We start from the raw sequence: 21,938 nt of genomic DNA on the forward strand, positions 1-21,938 counted from the left end.
GACCTGCTACACCATTACTACGGTTTCGCTACACCGCTCCGAGACGTGGTTCGGAACCTCGATGCCCGGCTCCAGATCCGCGGCCGGGATGGGGGCGTCGAAGACCTGGCGGAGGGGTAGGACTCCGGCCCACACGCCGCCGGTTTCGATGTCCTCCGGGGTGTCGCGGGGGCCGCCGGTGCGGATCTTCACCGAGGCCTCGGTCAGGTCGAGGGCCAGGACCGCGGTGGCGGCCATTTCCTTCTTGTCGGGGGAGCGGACCGAGTCCCAGGCGCCGGGGGCGGCCTGCTCGACGATGACGCGGAGGGCGTGCATGCGTTCGGCCGGGTCGGTGACTTCGACCGGGCGGGCGTGGATGACGGCCGAGCGGTAGTTCATGGAGAAGTGCATGGCGGAGCGGGCGTAGACGATGCCGTCGACGTGGGTGACGGTCAGGGAGACGTCGCCGGTCATGGCGGCGCGCAGGTTGCCGGCGCCGGTGGAGCCGTGCAGGTAGAGGGTGTCGCCGTCGCGGCCGTAGATGGTGGGGATGACCACCGGGGCGCCGTGCAGCAGGACGCCGAGGTGGCAGAGCATGCCGGTGTCGAGGATGGCGTCCAGGTCGGCGCGGTCGGTGCGGCCCCGCTCCTTGGACCGGGTGAGGCTGCTGCGCGGGGTGGGTGACAATGGGGTCCGGGTCGTCGCTGTCTCACTCATATGACCAGTTTCGGCCGGGAATTGGCATTGTTGAATAGCCAATTCTTCGGAAGATTCGCAGACCACTTTGGGGGATTCGTGCCGTTCACGCTGGCGCATCCGGCGGCCGTCCTGCCCTTGCGGCGGGCGTTGTGGTTTCCCGGGCTCGTCGCCGGGAGCATCGTGCCGGACCTGCCCTACTACCTGTGGACGGGTGTGGATGGTTCGGTGACGCACGCGCCGTGGGGGCTGCCGGCGGACGCGTTGCTCGGGGCGATCCTGGTCGCGGTCGCGTGGGGACTGCGCGGCGCCGTGCAGGGAATGCTCGGCAAGGCGATCGGCGGGAGTCGGCCGGGCGGGGTGGCGGCCGTCGCGGCCCTGATGGTCGGCGCGATGACGCACCTGGCCTGGGACGAGTTCACCCACACCGACGGTATCGCGGTACGGCATTGGGAAGTGTTGCGGGAGTCGGTGATCGGGCCGCATCGGGTGTACAACGTGATCGGATACGTCTCGTCCGTCGGCGGCATGGTGCTGCTCGCGGGGTATGCGATCGCGTGGTATCGAGGGGCGCGGCCCGTTGCTCAGGATCCCTGGCGCGGCTGGGTCTCGGCCGCGCTGATCGGGGTCGCGGCGGTCGCGGCCCTCTACGCTCGCACCGATCCGATCGCGGACGTGAGTCTCTACGACTGCGTCCGGCACATGACGATCTACGCGATCACCGGCGCCGGTGCGGGATTTGTTCTCTATGCCCTCGTCTCGCAGGTTCGGAGGCGTCGAGTGGCATCCTGATATCGACTGTTCGCCGGGATATCAGGAGGCCACTTGCGCGGGAATCGCCTGGTCGACGACGATCTGCCGTTCGCCATCGAACGGGAGGGGCGGGAGCCGCTGGCCGTGCAGGTGGCCGATGGGCTGCGGCGGGCCGCGACCAGCGGGGCGCTGCGCGGGGGCGATCGGCTGCCGTCGTCGCGGGAGTTGGCTACTCGGCTGGGGGTGAGCCGGACGGTGGTGACGGCCGCCTATGACCAGTTGCATGCGGAGGGGTGGCTGGACGGCCGGCACGGGTCGGGGACATATCTGACGGCCACGCCGCCGCGGGTGGACGCGCAGGGGGACGGGCCGCAGCGGGTCGACCCGCTGGCCGGGCTGCTGGATCTGGGTGCGGGAGCGCCCTCGATCGAGGCCATCGACGCCGCCGCGTGGCGGCGCGCCTGGCGGTCCGCGTCGGATCGGATGCCGGTGATCCGGCGGGATCGACGCGGGGAGGCCGCGTATCGCGAAGCCGTGGTGGAACACCTGCTGCGGCATCGGGGATTGGGCGCGGGCAGCGGATCGACCGTGCTCGCCACCGCCGGAACCAGCGCGGCGGCAGGCGAACTCGCGGCCGCGCTGCTGCGGCCCGGCGATGTCGTGGCGATCGAGGATCCGGGGTATCAGCGGGCGGGCGGCGCGTTCCGGGCGGCGGGCGCGCGCCTGGTGCCGGTGCCGGTCGACGCCGACGGACTGCGCGTCGAACTGCTCCCCGAGCACGCGCGCATGGTGTATTGCACTCCGGCGCACCAGTTTCCGCTCGGCGCGCGCATGCCCGCGGCGCGGCGGGTGCAGCTCATCGAATTCGCGCGCCGCACCGGAGCCCTCGTGATCGAGGACGACTACGACGGCGAATTGCGGTACGACACCGCGCCGCTGCCCCTGCTGGCCACCCTCGCCCCGGACGTGGTCGTGCACCTCGGCACCACCAGCAAGATCCTCACCCCGACGCTCGGAACCGGCTGGCTGGTGGCCGATCCCGCCGTCACCGAGGCCGTGCTCGCCCACCGCGAACTCACCGGCACCAGCCCCTCGCCCGCCGGACAGCAGGTGGTGGCCGAATTCGCCCGCGCGGGAGACCTCGCCCGGCATCTGCGCCGCCTGCGCCGCGACATGCCCGCCCGCCGCGCCCTCGTCCTGGAGGAGCTGCGCCGCCACGGTCTGGAGGTGCGTGGCGACGACGCGGGTTCGCACGTCTACGTCCCCCTCGCGAGCGCGGAGCAGGAGGATCGCGCGATCGCCGCGTCCCGTGCCGACGGCGTCTACCTGGACGGCCTGTCCCGCCATCACGTCGGCTCCCGGCACATCTTCGGCATAGCCCTCGGATACGCCGCCCTGCCCGCGGCGGACCTGCCCGGCGCGGTCCGGTTGGCCGGAAACGCGCTGGCCCGGGTCGTACAGTGGACCGCATGACCGAAAAGGACATCCACGCGCGCATCAAGGACCTCGTGGATCGTGAGCACGAGCTGCGCGCCCAGACCACCGGCGGCGAACTCGACCCGGAGGCCGAACGCCGCCAGCTCGCCGAGATCGAGGTCCAGCTCGACCAGTGCTGGGACCTGCTCCGCCAGCGCCGCGCCCGTCTCGACCAGGGCCGCAACCCCGACGAGGCCCAGCCCAACTCCGCCCGCCAGGTCGAGGGCTACCTCCAGTAGGGACCCGAACAACCCGCCCCCGGGACCGAGTCGACGAGCGGTCCCGGATCCGCGCCCGGCCCGGTGCGTCCGGGCCTCCCGAATCGGCCGGTGTTGCCCCGGCCTGGTGGGGGAGCCGCTCGTCCCGGGGTGGCGGGAGTCGCCAACTATGGGGTCCGGGAGCGTAGGCCCTGGGAGCGCCCCAGCGTTGGGTCTACGCTTTTCCAATGGTGGCAACCACAGACATCACGACCGCGGACGGGGTGGTTCGCGGAATCCGGGGCCGCCGCGTCTCACGCTGGCGGTCCATTCCCTTCGCCGCGCCGGCGGTCGGCGACTCGCGCTTTCGGGCGCCGCAGCCGGTGCAGCCCTGGACCGGGGTGCGGGACGCGACCGACTTCGGCTATGCCGCAATGCAACACCGTGACGGCGCCCGGATCGGGCCGCGGCAGGCGCAGGCGACCGGGGAGGACTGCCTCACGCTGAATGTGGCGGCGCCGAACTCGCCGTCGGGGACGCCGCGGCCGGTGATGGTGTTCATTCACGGCGGCGGGTACATGATCGGAACCTCCGCGCTGCGACTGTATTCCGGTGCGCGGCTGGCCGTCCGCGGCGACGTCATCGTGGTGTCGATCAATTACCGGCTGGGCGCGTTCGGGTACGTCGATTTCGGCGAATACTCCACGCCCGACCGGCAATTCGACTCCAATCTGGGCCTGCGGGACCAGGTCGCGGCCCTGGAGTGGGTGCAGCGCAATATCGCGGCCTTCGGCGGCGACCCCGGCAACGTCACCATCTTCGGTGAATCCGCGGGCGCGCACGCGGTGCTGTCGCTCATGGCGACCCCCGCCGCGGCCGGGCTGTTCCATCGCGGCATCGCGCAGAGCGCGCCCGCCGACTGGGCGCCGAGCCAGGCCGAGGCCCGCCTCTTCGCCCGCCGCTGCCTCGACGAACTCGGCATCGACCCCGCCGAGGCCGCGAAGGCCCTGAGCGCCGCCGGGGCCAATGACATTCGCAAGGGCGTCGATCGCGCGCTGGCCCGCGTCATGCACGAGCAGCCGGGCCTGTTCCCGGTCGCCCCGGTGGTGGACGGCGAATTCCTGCCCGCCGCACCGGTCGCCGCGTTCGCCAACGGCACCGCGCACCGGGTGCCGCTGATCCTGGGCACCAACCGCGACGAGGCCACCCTGTTCGTACGCATCGACGACACCCTGCCCACCACCCCCGACCGCATGCGCTGGCTGCTGCGCCACGTCGACCAGGCCCTCGAGGCCGACGGCGAGGGCCCCATCTTCACCAAACTCGGCCGGACCATGCCGACCTCGGAGGAACGCCTGCACGACGCGCTGTCCGAATACGGCGCGGCCGTCGAATCCCGGGTCGCCGCCGCCTATCCCGGCTTCCCGGGCAGGAAGGCCACCGTCCGGATGGGCGGCGACTTCACCTTCTGGCGGCCCTCGGTCCGGGTCATGGAGGCGCACAGCCGGTTCGCGCCGACCTACGCCTACCGCTACGACTTCGCCCCGCGCGCAGTGCATTTGAGCGGTTTCGGCGCGACCCACGCCCTCGATCTGATCCCCGTGTTCGGCGCGGTCGACACCGGTATCGGACGGGCCATGACGGCACTGGGCGGGCATCGCGGATTCCGGTCGGTGTCCAAGCAGTTCCAGGACAACTGGTTGTCCTTCGCCCGCACCGGGGCCCCGCTCCCGGCCTGGCCCGCCTATACGGAGGATCGGCGCGCCACCCTCATCATCGATTCCCCGAGCCGGGTCGAAATCGACCCGGACCGCACCAAACGCCTGGCGTGGCAAGGGGTCCGGATTCCGGCGCTCACCTGAGCGACATCACCAGCGCGTGTACGGCAGGCCGAGCGCGGACAGTTGCGCGTCGGCCAGCGCCGTGAGCGCCGCGGCCGTGGGGACGGCGTCGGGGTCCAGGCTCACCAGCGACAGCGTGTAGGTGTCGGCGATCCGGGTCAGGTACCCGGACAGCCGGGTGCGGGGCAGGGCGTCCAGCCGCAGCCCCGGGTGGATGGCGCGCGCAGCCACCCCGGTGCAGGCGTGCGGCCCCAGCGCCAGTAGCGATTCGGGCAGGTTGCCGATATTGGAGCACAGGATGTCGCGCTCGCCCGCGCCCTTGGCCAGCCGGTACGCCCAGCGGTCGGGGATGACCTGCAGCAGTTCCTCGGGGATGCCGCCGGGACTGGTCATGCGGTGCTCATAGGCCCGGCGGGCCTGCTGCCGCAGGGAGACCGGGGTGTCGTCGCGGGCGATGGCGATCTCGGTCATGGACATGTCGTTGTCCACGCGTGGTTCGTCGCGGGTGTCGACGGGGAGGCTGGCCGCGATGGTGTCGGGCTGGAATCCGGCCGCCCACAGCATTTTCGCGATCACGTACACGAACAGGCTGTTGGCGGTTCCCTCGTGCGCGACGGCGACCCGATTCCAGTCGCGGGCCGGAATCTGCAGCACGGTCGAACGGGTGGCCGGTCGGTCACCGGATTTCCTGCCGCCCGACACCGTCTTCCGGTCGGCGTCGGGGACCGGTCGCGCCGGGATGCCGCGGCGCAGCGCGCGAGCGGTTCCGCCCAGCACGGTCGCCCACATGCCGCGTGCGTCGGCCCAATCCGAATGTCCCGCAACGGGAGCCGCGAGCGGAATGCCCGACAGCGCGTTGTCGATGGCCAGGGTCAGCGCGCGCCCGTCGGCCAGGGCGTGCGAGCAGGTCAGCGCGACCAGGCAGCCGCCGTCGTCGAGCCGCGCCGCCGAGAGCCGCCAGCCGGGCCCGGTCTCCGGGTTCAGGTCCTCGCCCTGCCGGTCGGCCCAGTCGAGGATCGCGGCGACCGGAATCGGCTCGCTCGTCATGGTGAACGGGTAGGCGGACTCGTTGGGCTGCCAGCGCGGCCGCGCCCCGGGCACCCGGGAGCGGACCACGCGCCGGCCCAGCGGCCCGGTGCGCAGATCGCGGTGCACCCGCCACAGCAGCGCCGGATGCACGGGTTCGGCGGTACGCCAGAGTCCCTGCAGGACGATCGGGGTGCCCAGACCCCGATGCGACCGCAGGAAGATCTCGTCCAGCACGCTCAGCCGATTCATCGAACGGCTAGCGTACCGATCGGTCCGGCAGCGCGCTGCCGGGCGTATACGGGGCTTCCGCTACGCGCTGCCGCCGTGCCGTCCCGCACCCGCCGCGAAGCGCTGGGCGCCGTCGAGCGCGCCGTCCATGAGGGCCTTCATGCCGTGCCGCAGCTCGTTGGAGATCGCCGCCGGCTCCTCGAGCCCGTCCTGCTCCAGCACCGACATCCGGTCCGAGCGCAGGCAGGTCTGCGGCAGCGCCGCCAGTTCGAGCGCGAGTTCCTCGGCGGCGCGCCGGGATTCGCCGTTCGGCACCACCCGGTTCACCAGGCCGATCTGCAGCGCCTCGGTGGCCCCGACCGCGCGGCCGGTGAGGATCAGATCCATGGCCCGGCCCTCGCCGATGATGCGCGGCAGCCGTACCGTGCCGCCGTCGATCAGCGGCACGCCCCAGCGGCGGCAGAAGACGCCGAAGGTGCTGTCCTGCTCCGCGATTCGCAGATCGCACCACAGCGCCAGCTCGATGCCGCCCGCGACCGCGTAGCCGGAGACCGCCGCGATGACCGGCTTGGACAGTTTCATGCGGGTGGGACCCATGGGCCCGTCGCCGTCCTCGGTGACCTGGTTGGAGCGTTCGGTGCCCAGCGCCTTGAGGTCGGCGCCGGCGCAGAAGGTGCCGCCGTCGCCCCACAGCACGGCGACCGCGGCGGTGGGGTCGGCGTCGAAGTCGCGGAAGGCGTCGGCCAGGGCTTTCGCGGTGGGTCCGTCGACCGCGTTGCGGGCTCCGGGGCGGTGCAGGATCACGGTGTAGACGGGGCCGTTGCGCTCCACTCGTACTGTCACGGGGCCGACGTTACGCCGTAAACAGGGGGTTGCGTCAAGAAATGAACGAGTGGTTCACTTCTTGCATGGCCTATCGGAGAACCCCGGCGGTCCAGGCCCGTCTGGACGCTCAATCAGGGTCGATCGTGCGCGCGGCCATGACCGTGCTCTCCCGCGACGGCTTCTCCGGACTGTCCATGGCCGCCGTCGCCGCCGAGGCCGGGGTTGCCACCGGCACCGTCTACAAGAACTTCAGCGGCAAGGCCGAACTCGTCACCGCCGTCTTCCGCGAGGTCGTCACCCGCGAGGTCGACGCCGTCGCCGAGGCGGGCGCGGCGGGGGAGGGCCGCACCGCCTCCGATCGGGTCACCGCGGCCGTCGAGACCTTCGCGGGCCGCGCCCTCAAGAACCCCAAACTCGCCTACGTGCTGCTCGCCGAGCCCGTGGACACCGCCGTCGACGCCGAACGCCTGCGCTTCCGCCGGGCCTTCGCCGAGACCTACGTGGCCGCCATCGCCGACGGCATCGCCAATGGCCAACTGCCGCCACAGGATCCGGCGACCTCCGCCACCGCGCTGGTCGGCGCGATCGGCGAGGTGCTGGTCGGACCGCTCTCCCAGCAGCTCCAGAGCGAGTCGGTGCTGCCGGAACTGGTCGCCTTCGCCCTGCGCGCCCTCGGCGTCCCCGCCGAAGCCCGCGGCGTCCCCCACGAATAGGAGTCACCCGTCATGCACACCCACGACGTCTTCAATCAGGTGCCGCCCATCGCCCCGTTCGACAACTCCCGCAACCCCGCGCTGATCGAGGGCCTGCACCGGGAGGGCGCGGGCTGGGCCGAGGCCGAGGTGCGGGAACTGGGCGTGCTCGCGGGCGGGATCGAGGCCCAGGAATGGGGCCGGGTCGCCAACGAGTACCCGCCGGTCCTGCACACCCACGACCGCTACGGCCACCGCATCGACGAGGTGGAATTCCACCCGTACTGGCACAACCTGATGGATGTCGCGGTCACCCACGGCCTGCACGGCGCGCCGTGGCGCGACGACCGGCCGGGCGCGCACACCGCCCGCGCCGCCAAGTTCTTCACCTGGGGCATCGCCGACGCCGGGCACATGTGCCCGATCTCCATGACCTACGCGGTGGTCCCCGCGCTGCGCCACAATCCGGAGTTGTCCGCGAAGTACGAGCCGCTGCTCGCCTCGCGCACTTACGATTTCGGCCTGCGCGAGCCGTCCACCAAGGCCGGTCTCATCGCGGGCATGTCCATGACCGAGAAGCAGGGCGGCTCCGACGTCCGCGCCAACACCACCACCGCCACCCCGCTGTCGGACGGCAGCTACCGCATCGTCGGCCACAAGTGGTTCACCTCGCACCCCATGGGCGACATGTTCCTCACCCTGGCCCAGGCGCCGGGCGGCCTGTCCTGCTTCCTGCTGCCGCGGGTGCTGCCCGACGGCACCCGCAACGCGCTGCGCATCCAGCGGCTGAAGGACAAGCTGGGCAACAAGTCCAACGCCTCCTCCGAACTCGAGTACGAGAACGCCATCGGCTGGCTGGTCGGCGCGGAGGGCGCGGGCGTCAAGACCATCATCGAGATGGTCAATATGACCCGCCTGGACTGCGTGATCGGCTCGGCCACCGGCATGCGCGCCGGGGTCGTCTTCGCCACCCACCACGCCCGCCACCGGGAGGTGTTCGGCAAGAAGCTCATCGACCAGCCCGCCATGCGAAACGTGCTGGCGGACCTGGTGATCGAATCCGACGCCGCCACCACCGTCATGATGCGCCTGGCCGGGGCCACCGACCGCGCCGACTCCGATCCGGCCGAGGCCGCGCTGCGCCGCATCGCGCTCGCGGTCACCAAGTACTGGGTGTGCAAGCGGGCCCCCGCGCACGCGGCCGAGGCGCTGGAGTGCTTCGGCGGCAACGGGTACGCCGAGGAATCCGGCATGCCGCGGCTGTACCGGGAAGCCCCGCTCATGTCCATCTGGGAGGGCTCGGGCAATGTGGCCGCGCTGGACGCGTTGCGCGCCATGGGCCGTCAGCCCGAGACCGTCGAGGCGTTCTTCAACGAGGTCAACCTGGCCCGCGGCGGCAACCGCCACCTGGACGAGGCCATCGACCGGATCGGCAAGGAGCTCACCGACTTCGCCGACATCGAATACCGGGCCCGCCGCGTGGTCGAGCTGATGGCGCTGGTGCTGCAGGGCGCGCAGCTGGTGCGGCACGGCCACCCGGCCGTCGCGGACGCCTTCTGCGAGACCAGGTTCGGCGGCGACTGGGGCATCGCGTTCGGCACCCTGCCCGGGGGCGTGGACGTCGAATCGATCATCCAGCGCGGCTACGTGGACTGACCGCTCACCGGGTGGCTGTGATCTACGACAATCTGTCGTAATTGGATGTCACGTTTCGGGACCCGTCGGCGTCTCATGGTCATGACCACCACCGCGAACCGCGCCGATGCCGCCGACCAGCGGTATCACCTCGCCGCGGGCCTGAAACGCTCCATCAACAAGGTGTTCCCGACGCACTGGTCGTTCCTGCTCGGGGAGATCGCGCTCTACAGCTTCATCATCCTGCTGCTGTCCGGCGTCTACCTGACGCTGTACTTCGAACCGTCCATGACCGAGGTCACCTACAACGGCGTCTACCAGCCGTTGCGGGGTGTGCGGATGTCCGCCGCCTACCGCAGCGTCCTCGACATCTCCTTCGACGTGCGCGGCGGACTGTTCGTCCGGCAGGTCCACCACTGGGCGGCGCTGCTGTTCGCGGCGTCGATGATCATCCACCTGTTCCGGGTGTTCTTCACCGGCGCGTTCCGCAAACCCCGCGAAGCCACCTGGGTGATCGGCGCGATCCTGTTGATCCTGGCCATGTTCGAGGGCTACTTCGGCTACTCGCTGCCCGACGACCTGCTCTCCGGCACCGGCCTGCGCTCACCGCTGGGCGGCATCACCATGGCGGTCCCCGTGGTGGGCACCTGGATCCACTTCTTCCTCTTCGGCGGCGAATTCCCCGGCACCGTCCTGATCCCGCGGCTCTACATCACCCACGTGCTGCTCTTCCCGGGCATCATGCTGGCCTTGATCGGCGCGCACATCGCCCTGGTCTGGTACCAGAAGCACACCCAGTTCCCCGGTCCCGCCCGCACCGAGCGGAATGTGGTGGGCGCGCGCATCGTCCCGGTGTTCTCGCTGGACCAGGGCGCGTTCTTCGCCTTCACCCTCGGCACCGTCGCGCTCATGGGCGGCCTGTTCCAGATCAACCCGATCTGGAATCTCGGGCCCTACAACCCCGCCCAGGTCTCGGCCGGATCCCAGCCCGACTTCTACATGATGTGGACCGACGGCCTGGCCCGGCTCATGCCGCCCTGGGAGATCTACCTGGGCCGCTACACCATTCCCGCGGCGTTCTGGGTGGCCGTGGTGATGGGCCTGGTGCTGGTGGTGCTCCCGCTCTACCCGTGGATCGAGAAGCGGCTCACCAGCGACACCGCGCACCACAATCTGCTGCAGCGGCCGCGAGATGTGCCGGTGCGCACCGGGATCGGGGCCATGGCGATCGCGTTCTACCTGGTGCTCACCTTCGCCTGTGTCAACGACATCATCGCCCTGAAATTCGATGTCTCACTCAACGCGACCACCTGGTTCTTCCGGATCGCGCTACCGCTGGCGCCGCCCCTGGCGTACACCGTCGCCTACCGGTTCTGCCTGGGACTACAGCGCAGCGACCGAGCGGTACTGGAGCACGGGATCGAGACCGGGATCGTCAAGCGGCTGCCGCACGGCGAGTACATCGAGGTGCACCAGTCGCTCGGGACGGTGGAATACCAAGGCGCGCCGGTTCCCAAGAAGATGAGCAAGCTCGGAGCCGCGGGCGCACCCGGAATCGGCGGGTTCCTCACCGCGGATCCGGCCGCCGAGCGCGAGGCCCTCACCGCCTCGAGTCATCATGAGGAGCGCGCGCAGCTGATGGTGCTGAAAGCGAAGCAGGACAACGGGAGTCGAGCATGAAACTCCGGACACGCGCCGGCGACGGCGAATACGGACTGCTGGTGGCCGCCGCCACCGCGTACGACATGCAGTCCGCACGCCACGTGCGGCAGCTGCTGAACAACCACGGGGTGCGCGCCACGCTGGGCCCGGCGCGCATCCACCGGTGGCGGAATCTGAAGGACCACTTCCGGATCCTGGTGTTCCCCGAGGACGCCGTGCGCGCCTACGACGTCCTCAGCCGCCTCGGCTGATCAGAGCTTGGTCAGGGTCCGGCTGTAGGACGGGATCAGCCGGATCTTGCCCGCCGTGCCGAAGTCGATGGTGACGGTGGCCAGCGCGCCGAAACCCTCCGCCGCGATGACCCGGCCCAGACCGTACTTGTCGTCATTGACGCGATCGCCGACCGCCAGCACCAGACCGGTGTTGTTGCGCTTCACCCCGGCCGCCGCCGGGGCGGGCCGGCCCTCGCCGCGACCGCGCAGGCCGGGGCGGGAGTCCGACCAGCCGTCGCCGCGCGTCCAATCCCGTTCCAGGCCGTCGTCCTCGCCGCGGCGGCGGAAACCGCGCGACTGCGACTGCGAGGGCGTCGGCTCCAGCCGCTGCCAATCCATCAGATGGCCCGGAATCTCCTGCAGGAAGCGGGATTCCGGATTCGACACCGGCTGCCCCCAGCCCGAACGCACCACCGCGCGGGTCAGATACAGGCGCTTGCGGGCACGGGTGATGCCGACGTAGGCCAACCGGCGCTCCTCCTGCAACTCCGCCGGATCGCCCAGCGCGCGCATGTGCGGGAACTGGCCGTCCTCCCAGCCGGTCACGAACACCACCGGGAACTCCAGGCCCTTGGCGGTGTGCAGGGTCATCATGGTGACCACGCCCGAACCCTCTTCCGGGATCTGGTCCGCGTCGGCCACCAGCGAGACCCGCTCCAGGAACGCCGCCAGCGACCCCGGCTCCGGCTCGCCCTCGGCCTGCTCGGGCACCAGGCCCTCGTCCCGCGCGGCCTCCACATTGTTGCGCGCCTCGGAACTGAATTCCCGTGCGACGCTCACCAATTCGTTGAGGTTGTCCAGCCGCGCGCCGTCCTGCGGATCATCGGAGGCCTCCAGCTCGGCCCGATATCCGGTGCGGTCCAGCACGGCCTCGACGATCGAACCCACGTCGGGGAAGTCCATATCGGCCTGGGCCCCGGCCGCGCGGATCTCCTCCAGCAGCTCCAGGAAGCCCGAAATCGCCTTCTGCGACCGGGAATTGAGCAGCGCGACCTTGCCCGCCGCGGCATCCCGCAAGGCTTGCGCGAAACCGATGTTCCGCTGCTCGGCGTGCACGGCCACACACGCCTCCGCGCGGTCGCCGATACCGCGGCGCGGGGTGTTGAGCACCCGGCGCAGGCTCACCGCGTCGTCCGGATTCTCCAGCACCCGCAGGTAGGCCACGATGTCGCGGACCTCCTTGCGCTCGTAGAAGCGGACGCCGCCGACCACCTTGTAGGGCAGGCCCATCCGGATGAAGATCTCCTCCAGGGCGCGCGAATTGTTGTTGGTGCGGTAGAAGACCGCCACATCCGCGTAGTTGGCGTCACCCTGATCCACCAGCCGGTCGATCTCGCGGGCCACGAACGAGGCCTCGTCGTGCTCGTTGTCGGCCACGTATCCGACGATCAGATCGCCGTCGCCCTGATCGGTCCACAGCTTCTTGTCGCGGCGGCCCTCGTTACGGGCGATGACCGCGTTGGCGGCGGTCAGGATGTGCTGGGTGGAACGGTAGTTCTGTTCCAGCAGAATGGTTTCCGCGTCCGGGAAGTCACGCTCGAACTCCTCGATATTGCGGATGGTCGCGCCGCGGAAGGCGTAGATCGACTGGTCCGCGTCACCCACCACGCACAGTTCCGAGGGCGGCACCCGATGCTCGGAGCCGGTGTCCGGGTCGTCGCCCCACACCCCGCCGCGGTGATGGCCGACCAGCTCGCGCACCAGCACGTACTGGGCGTGGTTGGTGTCCTGGTACTCGTCGACCAGCACGTGCCGGAAGCGGCGGCGGTAGTACTCGGCCACCTGCGGATGCCGTTGCAGCACCGACACCGTCTCGCCGATCAGATCGTCGAAGTCGAAGGCGTTGGCCGCGCGCAGCCGCCGCTGGTACTCGCCGTAGACCCGGGCCACGATGCGCGGCAGCTCGGCCTCCTCGGTCTCGGCGTCGGCCGCGGCCTGGGCGGCGTCGACGAGCTCGTTCTTGAGGTTCGAGATGGCGGTGGCCAGCAGGCGCGGCGTGTACTTCTTCGGGTCGATCTCGAAATCGCGGATGATCATGCCCAGCAGCCGCCGGGAGTCGTCGGCGTCGTAGATGGAGAAGTTGGAGTTCATCCCCGTCAGCAGTGATGCCTGGGTGCGCAGGATGCGCACGCAGCTGGAGTGGAACGTCGACACCCACATGCCCGCCGCACGCGGGCCGACCAGCCCGGCGACGCGTTCCCGCATCTCGGCGGCGGCCTTGTTGGTGAAGGTGATGGCCAGGATCTCGCTCGGCCGCACCCCGCGGGCGTCGAGGAGATAGGCGATACGACGGGTCAGGACCGCGGTCTTTCCAGAACCGGCCCCGGCCACGATCAGCAGCGGGGTGCCGGTGTGCATCACCGCGGCGCGCTGTTGTGGATTCAACCCTTCGAGCAACGCTCCGCCACCCCGCGCTTGCTGGGTCTTCTGCTCGTCCATAGCCGCCGTCGTATTCATCGCCCATCCACGCTACCGGCGCGCACCGACAGTCGTCGGGCGGGATCGCACAGGTGTCCGATTAGTGCCGGTCCGGCGAACTTCTGGTGAACCGTGTGACAGGAGGAAACTCAGGAGATTCACAAACGTACCCGTTTTGCTTGGGTACCTCCCCGTGGCAGACTCGTCCCATGACCGGCTCGACCGCGGTGCGACACACCCGCCCACCCGGGGCGCAGTGCACCTGAGCCCGATCCTGGGGAGACAATGATTTCCAGGGGGGACAATGTATGGCCGAGAGGTCAGATTCTTGGTGAAGAACCGATCGGTAACAGGATGGGTCCACCCGCCGATCCACGTTCTGGACCACGAGGAGTTGAAAGTATGAGCATCTCGACGACGGGACATTCCGAGTCTGCCACCGGCTCGGACTCCGCCCCGCTGCCCTCCGAAGCGGAGATCGAAAAGCTGCGCCTGGAGATCGACAAGCTGGACGCCGAGATCCTCGCGGCCATCAAGCGCCGCACCGAGGTCTCGCGCATCATCGGACGGACCAGAATGGCGAACGGCGGGCCCAAGCTCGTCCACTCCCGCGAGATGAAGGTACTCGAGCGATTCAGCGAGCTGGGTCAGGAGGGGCACACCCTCGCCATGCTCCTGCTGCGTCTGGGCCGCGGCCGGCTCGGGCATTAACAACTCTCGTGACTCTCAGGGGTTTCACCCCTGAAGCCCCCCGGACCTTCCGACTCGGGAAGGTCCGTTAACGCTGAGCGCCGCTCGACCCGATACAACGGGCGGTGCGTCGCGAATCGCGGGCACACACAAGCCGCGCTGCATGCGGAGCCACGGATGCAGCATCCCCAGGCCGCCCCGGGTGTCTCGACCCCGGGGCGGTTCTTCGTCTTCCTAGGGCAGGGCGATGTACTTGGTGTCGAGGTACTCCTCGATGCCCTCGTAGCCGCCCTCCCGGCCGAAGCCGGATTCCTTCACGCCGCCGAAGGGCGCGGCCGGGTCGGAGATGACGCCGCGGTTGACCCCGACCATGCCGGTCTCCAGGCCCTCGGCGACCCGCAGCGCCCGGTCCAGACTGCGCGTGTAAACGTATGCGACCAGGCCGAATTCGGTGTTGTTGGCCGCCGCCAGGCCCTCGGCCTCGGTGTCGAACCCGACGATCGGGGCGACCGGGCCGAACACCTCCTCCCGCAGGATGCGGGCCCGGGACGGGATGTCGGTGAGCACGGTGGCCGGGTAGAACCAGCCCGCCCCGCCCGGGGCCTTGCCGCCCAGCCTCACCTGCGCGCCCGCCGACACCGCGTCGTCGACCAGATCGCTCACGGTGTCGAGCTGGTTCTCGTTGATCAGCGGGCCCAGGGTGGTGTCCGGGTCCACGCCATTGCCCAGCCGGTACTCGGCCATCGCCGCCACCAGCTTGTCGGTGAATTCCTGGCGAACCGAATTCTGGACGTGGAAACGGTTGGCCGCGGTGCACGCCTCACCGCCGTTGCGCAGTTTGGCCAGCACCGCGCCCTGCACCGCCGCGTCCAGGTCGGCGTCGTCGAAGACCACGAAGGGGGCATTGCCGCCCAGCTCCATGGAGGTGCGCAGCAGGCCGTGCGCGGACTGCTCGACCAGCTTCTTGCCCACCGGGGTGGACCCGGTGAAGGTCAGCTTGCGCAGGCGCGGGTCGTTCAGCAGGGGAGCGGTGACCGCGCTCGACCGCGAGGTGGTGATCACCGACAGCACGCCGTCCGGCAGCCCGGCCGCGCTGCACAGCTGCGCCAGCAGCAGCATGGTCAGCGGGGTCTCGCCCGCCGGCTTCACGATCATGGTGCAGCCCGCCGCCAGCGCCGGGCCGATCTTGCGAGTTCCCATGGCCAGCGGGAAGTTCCACGGCGTGATGGCAAGGCAGGGCCCGACGGGCTGCTTGTGCACCAGGATTCGGCCCGTTCCGCCCGGGGCCGCCTGATAGCGGCCGTGCACGCGGACCGCCTCCTCGGAGAACCAGCGGAAGAACTCGGCGCCGTAGCGCACCTCATTGCGGCTCTCCGGCAGCGCTTTACCCATTTCCAGGGTCATCAGCAGCGCGAACTCGTCGGCCCGCGCGGTGATCGCCTCGAAGACCGCGCGCAGGATCTCCCCGCGCTCGCGGGCCGGGGTCGCGGCCCACTCGGCCTGCACCGCGGCCGCCGCGTCGAGCGCACGCACCGCGTCCTCGGGCGCCGCGTCGGCGACCCGAGCGATCACCTCGCCGGTCGCCGGATTGTGCACGGGAAAGGTCGCGCCGCCGGTGGCGTCCACCGGCCCGCCGATCCAGAGCTGGGTTGGTACGGACGAAAGAAGCTCAGTCTCAGACACCATGCTCGCCAGCCTATGCCTCGCCCCCGAATTTCACTCTGCGCTGGGCGAACCCCGCCGATACCGCTTGTTACCTGCGAGTCGTAACACAGAGGTTGTAACCTCGGCGATCGTGAGCAGCGACATCACCGCGTCGGCGGTCTGGCGGAAACTGCACGATCATCACTCCTCCCTGGCTTCGCGGCATCTTCGTGAGTTCTTCGCCGAGGATCCCGAGCGCGGCCGGGAGCTGATCGTGCGGGTGGGTGACCTGCACATCGACTACTCGAAGCACCGGGTCACCCGCGAAACCCTGGACCTGCTGGTCGAATTGGCGGAGACGGCGGAGGTGGAACGCCGCCGCGACGCCATGTTCGCGGGGGAGCGGATCAACACCTCCGAGGACCGCGCGGTCGGGCACGTCGCGCTGCGGGTCCCCGCGGGCGGCCACATCGACATGGACGGCGAGGACGTCGTCCCCGAGGTGCAGGACGTGCTGGAGCGGATGGGCGCGTTCACCGACGCGGTCCGCTCGGGGCAGTGGCGCGGCGCGACCGGCGAACGCATCACCACCGTGGTGAACATCGGCATCGGCGGCTCCGACCTGGGCCCGGCCATGGTGTACCTGGCGCTGCGGCACTACGCGGACGCCGGCATCGCCGCCCGCTTCGTCTCGAATGTCGATCCGGCGGACCTGGTTTCGACGCTCGACGGCCTGGACCCGGCCACCACACTGTTCATCGTCGCCTCCAAGACCTTCTCCACCCTGGAGACGCTCACCAATGCCACCGCGGCCCGGCGCTGGCTGGTGGCGGCGCTCGGCGAGGACGCGGTCGCCAAGCACTTCGTGGCGGTGTCCACGCACGCGCAGCGGGTGTCCGACTTCGGGATCGACACCGCCAACATGTTCGGGTTCTGGGACTGGGTCGGCGGCCGCTACTCGGTGGACTCGGCCATCGGCCTGTCGGTCATGGCGGTCGTCGGCAAGGAGCGCTTCGCCGAGTTCCTGGCCGGAATGCACACCGTGGACGAGCATTTCAGGAACGCGCCCCTGGCCGAGAACGCGCCGGTCCTGCTCGGCCTGCTCGGCGTCTGGTACTCGAACTTCTTCGGCGCCCAGTCCCGCGCGGTGCTGCCGTACTCCAACGACCTGGCCCGCTTCCCGGCCTACCTGCAGCAGTTGACCATGGAGTCCAACGGCAAGTCGGTGCGCGCCGACGGCTCCCCGGTCACCACCTCCACCGGCGAGATCTTCTGGGGCGAGCCCGGCACCAACGGCCAGCACGCCTTCTACCAGCTGCTGCACCAGGGCACCCGGCTGGTGCCCGCCGACTTCATCGGATTCGCCCGTCCCACCGACGATCTGCCCACCATGGACGGCACGGGCAGCATGCACGACATCCTGATGAGCAACCTCTTCGCCCAGACCAAGGTGCTGGCCTTCGGCAAGACCGCCGAGGAGATCGCCGCCGAGGGCACCGCCCCGAACCTGGTGCCGCACAAGGTGATGCCCGGAAACCGGCCCTCCACGGCCATTCTCGCGCCCCAGCTGACCCCGTCGGTACTCGGACAGCTCATCGCCCTGTACGAGCACCAGGTCTTCACCGAGGGCGCGATCTGGGGCATCGACAGCTTCGACCAGTGGGGTGTGGAGCTCGGCAAGCAGCAGGCGCTGGCGCTGGCGCCGTTGCTCACCGCCGCGGAAGATCCACAGCCGCAGGCGGACTCCTCCACCGACGCGCTGATCGCCTGGTACCGCGCGAATCGGCACTGACCCGGGCCACCCGGCCGGATACGAGAAAAGGCGCGTCCCGCAGGACGCGCCTTTTCGCTGTTTCGGGGGCCTGTCAGTCCCGCTCGGGGCCCAGGGAGATGCCGCGGGAGGCCAACCAGGGCAGCGGGTCGATCTTGTCGACACCGTTGAGCCAGACCTCGAAGTGGCAGTGCGGGCCGGTGGAGAACCCGCGGTTGCCGACCGTGGCGATCTGGTCGCCCGCGAGCACACGCTGGCCCTGGGAGACCGTCGCGGTGTCGATGTGGCCGTAGATGGTGACCGTGCCGTCGTCGTGCAGCAGCCGGACCCACATGCCGAATCCCGATGCGGGACCGGCCTCGAGCACGGTGCCGTCGGCGACCGCGTAGATCGGGGTGCCGATCGGGGCGGCGATGTCCACACCCTGGTGGGCGACGCCCCAGCGAATGCCGAAGCCGGAGGTGAAGGTGCCCGCGGCGGTGAACTTGGTCCACAGCGGCCGGTACTTCGAGGCTTCCTGGTTGGCCATGTCGGCGGCGAACTGCTTGCCCTTGGCCAGAATGTCGTTGAACTGGTCCAGGTTCGCGGGCGCGTTCGGGTTCAGCACCTGCGGGGACCCGGACGTGGTGTCCGAACCGCCCACGACGGAGGTGGCGGCGACTTCCTTGACCTGGTTGGCGGCCTGGTAGTCGACATTGCTGGTGTCGTGGGCCGAGGCTTCGATGGTGGCCTGGCCGGCCGCCACGACCGCACCGGCCGCGACCGCGACCACGGCCGCACGGCCCTTGAGGGCGGTGGGCGGGGCGGGTAGGCGGTGGGAGCCGCCGGCGCGGCGCTTGCCGCCGGAGCGGGTGGGACGCTCGTCCTCGTCCGAATAGTCGTCGAAGGCACCGTGATCGACGCGGGCCCCGTCGCCGGAGAACTGGAGCTTCTCACCGGACGCGGTCTTGAAGGTGTAGACCGGTCGGTAGTTGTCGGAGGGGGTCGGGTCCGCGGTCGGATCCCAGTTGGTCCGCGACTGTGGCGCCCAATCGGTGGGATTCGGTGCCGCCCAGCCGTTCACCGTGGTCTGGGCGTTGTAGTCCCAGTTCGGCTCGGCCTGCCAGTCGTCGGATTCGGCCTGCTGCCACTGCGGGGCTTCGTCCCACTGCTGCGGGGCGTCCCACTGCTGCTGGGGCTCACCCCACTGCGTGTCGCCGTTCCAGTCGGCGTCGGACTGCCACTGCGCCTGCGGATCCCACTGGGCCTGCTGGTTCCACTGCTGCGCGGGCTGCTCCCACTGGGCGCCGCCGTTCCAGGCCTGGGTCGCGTCCCACTCGCCGTGGGCGACCGCGCTGTGGGTACTGACGGGAGACTCGAATGTCGTTGCGCCGCCGGGATGATCCGCGTCCTCGCGATAGCGGTGGCCGCGGCGGGGCCGGTGCTGCGAAGGGAACGAGCTGTCGCTCAAAGCCTGCCGTCCTCCTGTCCGTGACCGGGTTGTGACATCGACCGCAACGACGGTAACGAAACGATTGCGGCTCAGCAAGCGATGGGACTGCTTCGACACACTGCTGTGACATTCATCACTCATTTATCCGGAATGTGCTCACTGTGCCCTGGGTAACCGCGTGAGGTTTGTCAACTACGCTACGTAGTAGCCAGTGTCACTCTCCGGGATTCTCGGGCTCAACCTGGCGCCGGGCCAACAAGCTACCCGTCAGTAGCATTGACGAGGGGTTTTCCACTCCCGGAGACAATCCCGTGACCTGCGCCACTTAGGCTGTATGCGGCTGATTTCCGCTCCATGTGACTGATTAGAGTCCGAGCCGACCCGCCTCCGACGACGGGCCGCCAACCAAGACGTTGTCACAACAACGCAGACGAGACGGTGAGTACATGGATCTCTTCGAATATCAGGCGAAGGAACTCTTCGTGAAGCACGGAGTGCCTTCGTCGGAGGGCCGCGTCACGGACTCGGCCGAGGACGCACGTGCGATCGCCGAGGAAATCGGCAAGCCGGTGATGATCAAGTCGCAGGTCAAAGTCGGTGGCCGCGGCAAGGCCGGTGGCGTGAAGTACGCCGCCACCCCGGACGACGCCTTCACCCACGCGACCAACATCCTGGGCCTGGACATCAAGGGCCACATCACCAAGAAGGTCCTGGTCGCCGAGGCCAAGGACATCGCGGCGGAGTACTACATCTCCTTCCTGCTGGACCGCTCCAACCGCACCTACCTGGCCATGTGCTCGGTCGAGGGCGGCATGGAGATCGAAGAGGTCGCCGCCACCAAGCCGGATCGTCTGGCCAAGGTGCCGGTCGACGCGGTCAAGGGCGTGGACCTGGCGTTCGCGCGCAGCATTGCCGAGCAGGGCCACCTGCCGGCCGACATCCTGGATGCCGCGGCGGTCACCATCCAGAAGCTGTGGGAAGTCTTCATCAAGGAAGACGCCACCCTGGTCGAGGTCAACCCGCTGGTGCGCACCCCCAACGACGAGATCCTGGCCCTCGACGGCAAGGTCACCCTGGACGAGAACGCCGAGTTCCGCCACGCCGACCACGCCGAGTTCGCGGACATCGACGCCACCGATCCGCTGGAGCTCAAGGCCAAGGAGAACGACCTCAACTACGTCAAGCTCGACGGTGAGGTCGGCATCATCGGCAACGGCGCGGGTCTGGTCATGTCGACCCTCGACGTCGTCGCGTACGCCGGTGAGAACCACGGCGGCGTGAAGCCGGCCAACTTCCTCGACATCGGTGGCGGCGCCTCGGCGGCCGTCATGGCCGCCGGTCTCGACGTCATCCTGGGCGACGCCCAGGTCAAGTCCGTGTTCGTGAACGTCTTCGGTGGCATCACCGCCTGTGACGCGGTCGCGAACGGCATCGTCGGCGCCCTCAACACCCTGGGCGACGAGGCCAACAAGCCGCTGGTCGTGCGCCTCGACGGCAACAAGGTCGAGGAGGGTCGCAAGATCCTCGCCGACTTCAACCACCCGCTGGTGACTCTCGCTCAGACCATGGACGAAGGCGCCGACAAGGCCGCCGAACTGGCCGCCGCCAAGTAAGGACACGAACCCACATGTCTATCTTCCTGAACAAGGACAACAAGGTCATCGTCCAGGGCATCACCGGCGGTGAGGGCACCAAGCACACCGCTCTGATGCTGAAGGCGGGCACCAACGTGGTCGGCGGTGTCAACGCCCGCAAGGCCGGCACCACCGTGTCGCACGTGGACAAGGACGGCAACACCGTCGAGCTCCCCGTGTTCGCTTCCGTGGCCGAGGCCATGGAGAAGACCGGCGCCGACACCTCCATCGCGTTCGTTCCCCCGGCCTTCTCGAAGGACGCCATCATCGAGGCCATCGACGCGGAGATCCCGCTGCTCGTGGTCATCACCGAGGGCATCCCGGTGCAGGACACCGCGTACGCGTGGGCCTACAACGTGGAGAAGGGCGAGAAGACCCGCATCATCGGCCCGAACTGCCCCGGCATCATCACCCCGGGTGAGTCGCTGGTCGGCATCACCCCGGCCAACATCGCGGGCAAGGGCCCGATCGGTCTGGTCTCCAAGTCGGGCACCCTGACCTACCAGATGATGTACGAGCTGCGGGACTTCGGTTTCTCCACCGCCATCGGCATCGGCGGCGACCCGGTCATCGGCACCACCCACATCGACGCCATCGAGGCGTTCGAGAAGGACCCGGAGACCAAGCTCATCGTCATGATCGGCGAGATCGGCGGCGACGCCGAGGAGCGGGCCGCGGCCTACATCCAGGCCAACGTCACCAAGCCGGTCGTCGGCTACGTCGCGGGCTTCACCGCCCCGGAGGGCAAGACCATGGGCCACGCCGGCGCCATCGTCTCCGGCTCCGCCGGTACCGCCCAGGCCAAGAAGGACGCCCTCGAGGCCGCGGGCGTGAAGGTCGGCAAGACCCCGTCCGAGACCGCCGCCCTGGCGCGCGAGATCCTCGAGAAGGCTTCGATCAGCGCTTGATGTTCTCGTGCCCCGCTGTCCGAGGACAGCGGGGCACAGGGCGAGAGTCGGGTGAGCGTACGTCCGCCCGATAGCTGACCACGAAGGCCGCCTGTCGAATTCGACAGGCGGCCGGCGGGGTGATAGGGGGGGGGGTGACATTCCCCGCCCCCCGGC

At 69.6% G+C, this 21,938-nt stretch carries 17 protein-coding genes and 1 pseudogene; 12 read left to right on the forward strand and 6 right to left on the reverse strand.

Annotated features, from left to right (window positions below):
• Positions 1 to 6: 6 nt before the first annotated feature.
• Positions 7 to 696: a pyridoxamine 5'-phosphate oxidase family protein gene (locus ABZ382_RS21390; RefSeq protein WP_357091299.1), complete on the reverse strand. Its 690-nt coding sequence runs from the start codon at positions 694 to 696 to the stop codon at positions 7 to 9.
• A 78-nt stretch (positions 697 to 774) separates the two neighbouring features.
• On the opposite strand from ABZ382_RS21390, the gene ABZ382_RS21395 reads away from it, so the two are divergent.
• The 4 genes from ABZ382_RS21395 to ABZ382_RS21410 all read left to right on the forward strand — a co-directional run bounded on the left by ABZ382_RS21395 (position 775) and on the right by ABZ382_RS21410 (position 4,963).
• Complete coding sequence (locus tag ABZ382_RS21395) at positions 775 to 1,467, forward strand: DUF4184 family protein (protein WP_357091301.1); 693 nt, start codon at positions 775 to 777, stop codon at positions 1,465 to 1,467.
• 33 nt (positions 1,468 to 1,500) lie between these two features.
• Complete coding sequence (locus ABZ382_RS21400; protein ID WP_357091303.1) at positions 1,501 to 2,901, forward strand: PLP-dependent aminotransferase family protein; 1,401 nt, start codon at positions 1,501 to 1,503, stop codon at positions 2,899 to 2,901.
• Positions 2,898 to 3,143 (forward strand): DUF2630 family protein, encoded by a 246-nt coding sequence (locus tag ABZ382_RS21405; protein ID WP_357091305.1) that lies wholly within the window; start codon positions 2,898 to 2,900, stop codon positions 3,141 to 3,143. Before ABZ382_RS21400 ends, ABZ382_RS21405 begins: the two co-directional genes overlap by 4 nt.
• A gap of 206 nt (positions 3,144 to 3,349) precedes the next feature.
• Positions 3,350 to 4,963 (forward strand): carboxylesterase/lipase family protein, encoded by a 1,614-nt coding sequence (locus tag ABZ382_RS21410; RefSeq protein WP_357091307.1) that lies wholly within the window; start codon positions 3,350 to 3,352, stop codon positions 4,961 to 4,963.
• A gap of 6 nt (positions 4,964 to 4,969) precedes the next feature.
• Here the strand turns inward: ABZ382_RS21410 and ABZ382_RS21415 are convergent, their stop codons facing one another.
• Both ABZ382_RS21415 and ABZ382_RS21420 read right to left on the reverse strand, forming a co-directional pair.
• The gene (locus ABZ382_RS21415; RefSeq protein WP_357091309.1) at positions 4,970 to 6,220 is read right to left on the reverse strand and encodes a hypothetical protein; all 1,251 of its coding nucleotides are present in this window, start codon (positions 6,218 to 6,220) and stop codon (positions 4,970 to 4,972) included.
• A gap of 60 nt (positions 6,221 to 6,280) precedes the next feature.
• Positions 6,281 to 7,042 carry a crotonase/enoyl-CoA hydratase family protein gene (locus ABZ382_RS21420; protein ID WP_357091311.1) on the reverse strand — a complete coding sequence of 254 codons (762 nt, stop codon included), beginning with the start codon at positions 7,040 to 7,042 and terminating at the stop codon, positions 6,281 to 6,283.
• A gap of 65 nt (positions 7,043 to 7,107) precedes the next feature.
• Between ABZ382_RS21420 and ABZ382_RS21425 the strand changes: the two genes are divergently transcribed.
• The 4 genes from ABZ382_RS21425 to ABZ382_RS21440 all read left to right on the forward strand — a co-directional run bounded on the left by ABZ382_RS21425 (position 7,108) and on the right by ABZ382_RS21440 (position 11,264).
• On the forward strand, positions 7,108 to 7,737 hold the full coding sequence (locus ABZ382_RS21425) for a TetR/AcrR family transcriptional regulator (protein ID WP_357091313.1): 630 nt from the start codon (positions 7,108 to 7,110) through the stop codon (positions 7,735 to 7,737).
• Positions 7,738 to 7,749: 12 nt separating this feature from the next.
• Complete coding sequence (locus tag ABZ382_RS21430; protein ID WP_357091315.1) at positions 7,750 to 9,372, forward strand: acyl-CoA dehydrogenase family protein; 1,623 nt, start codon at positions 7,750 to 7,752, stop codon at positions 9,370 to 9,372.
• 81 nt (positions 9,373 to 9,453) lie between these two features.
• Positions 9,454 to 11,031 carry a ubiquinol-cytochrome c reductase cytochrome b subunit gene (locus tag ABZ382_RS21435; RefSeq protein WP_357091317.1) on the forward strand — a complete coding sequence of 526 codons (1,578 nt, stop codon included), beginning with the start codon at positions 9,454 to 9,456 and terminating at the stop codon, positions 11,029 to 11,031.
• The gene (locus ABZ382_RS21440) at positions 11,028 to 11,264 is read left to right on the forward strand and encodes a hypothetical protein (protein WP_357091319.1); all 237 of its coding nucleotides are present in this window, start codon (positions 11,028 to 11,030) and stop codon (positions 11,262 to 11,264) included. The genes ABZ382_RS21435 and ABZ382_RS21440 overlap by 4 nt, the downstream gene beginning before the upstream one ends.
• On the opposite strand, the gene pcrA is transcribed toward ABZ382_RS21440, so the two are convergent.
• Positions 11,265 to 13,724: a DNA helicase PcrA gene (pcrA, locus tag ABZ382_RS21445; RefSeq protein WP_357091320.1), complete on the reverse strand. Its 2,460-nt coding sequence runs from the start codon at positions 13,722 to 13,724 to the stop codon at positions 11,265 to 11,267.
• Positions 13,725 to 14,105: 381 nt separating this feature from the next.
• Here pcrA and ABZ382_RS21450 point away from each other — a divergent pair, with 381 nt between their 5' ends.
• Positions 14,106 to 14,414 (forward strand): chorismate mutase, encoded by a 309-nt coding sequence (locus tag ABZ382_RS21450; RefSeq protein ID WP_357091322.1) that lies wholly within the window; start codon positions 14,106 to 14,108, stop codon positions 14,412 to 14,414.
• A 213-nt stretch (positions 14,415 to 14,627) separates the two neighbouring features.
• Here ABZ382_RS21450 and ABZ382_RS21455 read toward each other — a convergent pair whose 3' ends face one another.
• Positions 14,628 to 16,079: an NAD-dependent succinate-semialdehyde dehydrogenase gene (locus tag ABZ382_RS21455; protein ID WP_357091324.1), complete on the reverse strand. Its 1,452-nt coding sequence runs from the start codon at positions 16,077 to 16,079 to the stop codon at positions 14,628 to 14,630.
• Positions 16,080 to 16,188: 109 nt separating this feature from the next.
• Between ABZ382_RS21455 and pgi the strand changes: the two genes are divergently transcribed.
• Positions 16,189 to 17,829 carry a glucose-6-phosphate isomerase gene (gene pgi / locus ABZ382_RS21460; RefSeq protein ID WP_357091326.1) on the forward strand — a complete coding sequence of 547 codons (1,641 nt, stop codon included), beginning with the start codon at positions 16,189 to 16,191 and terminating at the stop codon, positions 17,827 to 17,829.
• A 73-nt stretch (positions 17,830 to 17,902) separates the two neighbouring features.
• Here the strand turns inward: pgi and ABZ382_RS21465 are convergent.
• Positions 17,903 to 18,631: pseudogene (locus tag ABZ382_RS21465) on the reverse strand (M23 family metallopeptidase); the annotation flags it as partial.
• Between the two features lie 1,055 nt (positions 18,632 to 19,686).
• On the opposite strand from ABZ382_RS21465, the gene sucC reads away from it, so the two are divergent.
• Entirely contained in the window at positions 19,687 to 20,853 is a 1,167-nt protein-coding gene (gene sucC, locus ABZ382_RS21470; RefSeq protein ID WP_357091328.1) for an ADP-forming succinate--CoA ligase subunit beta, read from the forward strand.
• Positions 20,854 to 20,867: 14 nt separating this feature from the next.
• Positions 20,868 to 21,782, forward strand: coding sequence for a succinate--CoA ligase subunit alpha (gene sucD / locus ABZ382_RS21475; protein ID WP_357091330.1), 915 nt, complete (start codon positions 20,868 to 20,870; stop codon positions 21,780 to 21,782).
• Positions 21,783 to 21,938: the final 156 nt, after the last annotated feature.

Source organism: Nocardia sp. NPDC005825 (assembly GCF_040630175.1).
In the GTDB taxonomy this organism is placed as follows: domain Bacteria; phylum Actinomycetota; class Actinomycetes; order Mycobacteriales; family Mycobacteriaceae; genus Nocardia.

Bases quoted from the DNA above. Each gene is read 5' to 3' on its own strand.
- ABZ382_RS21390 (WP_357091299.1), bottom strand. From the start codon at position 696: ATGAGTGAGACAGCGACGACCCGGACCCCATTGTCACCCACCCCGCGC.
- ABZ382_RS21405 (WP_357091305.1), top strand. From the start codon at position 2,898: ATGACCGAAAAGGACATCCACGCGCGCATCAAGGACCTCGTGGATCGT.
- ABZ382_RS21410 (WP_357091307.1), top strand. From the start codon at position 3,350: ATGGTGGCAACCACAGACATCACGACCGCGGACGGGGTGGTTCGCGGA.
- ABZ382_RS21415 (WP_357091309.1), bottom strand. From the start codon at position 6,220: ATGAATCGGCTGAGCGTGCTGGACGAGATCTTCCTGCGGTCGCATCGG.
- ABZ382_RS21425 (WP_357091313.1), top strand. From the start codon at position 7,108: ATGGCCTATCGGAGAACCCCGGCGGTCCAGGCCCGTCTGGACGCTCAA.
- ABZ382_RS21430 (WP_357091315.1), top strand. From the start codon at position 7,750: ATGCACACCCACGACGTCTTCAATCAGGTGCCGCCCATCGCCCCGTTC.
- ABZ382_RS21435 (WP_357091317.1), top strand. From the start codon at position 9,454: ATGACCACCACCGCGAACCGCGCCGATGCCGCCGACCAGCGGTATCAC.
- ABZ382_RS21440 (WP_357091319.1), top strand. From the start codon at position 11,028: ATGAAACTCCGGACACGCGCCGGCGACGGCGAATACGGACTGCTGGTG.
- pcrA (WP_357091320.1), bottom strand. From the start codon at position 13,724: ATGGACGAGCAGAAGACCCAGCAAGCGCGGGGTGGCGGAGCGTTGCTC.
- ABZ382_RS21450 (WP_357091322.1), top strand. From the start codon at position 14,106: ATGAGCATCTCGACGACGGGACATTCCGAGTCTGCCACCGGCTCGGAC.
- ABZ382_RS21455 (WP_357091324.1), bottom strand. From the start codon at position 16,079: ATGGTGTCTGAGACTGAGCTTCTTTCGTCCGTACCAACCCAGCTCTGG.
- sucC (WP_357091328.1), top strand. From the start codon at position 19,687: ATGGATCTCTTCGAATATCAGGCGAAGGAACTCTTCGTGAAGCACGGA.
- sucD (WP_357091330.1), top strand. From the start codon at position 20,868: ATGTCTATCTTCCTGAACAAGGACAACAAGGTCATCGTCCAGGGCATC.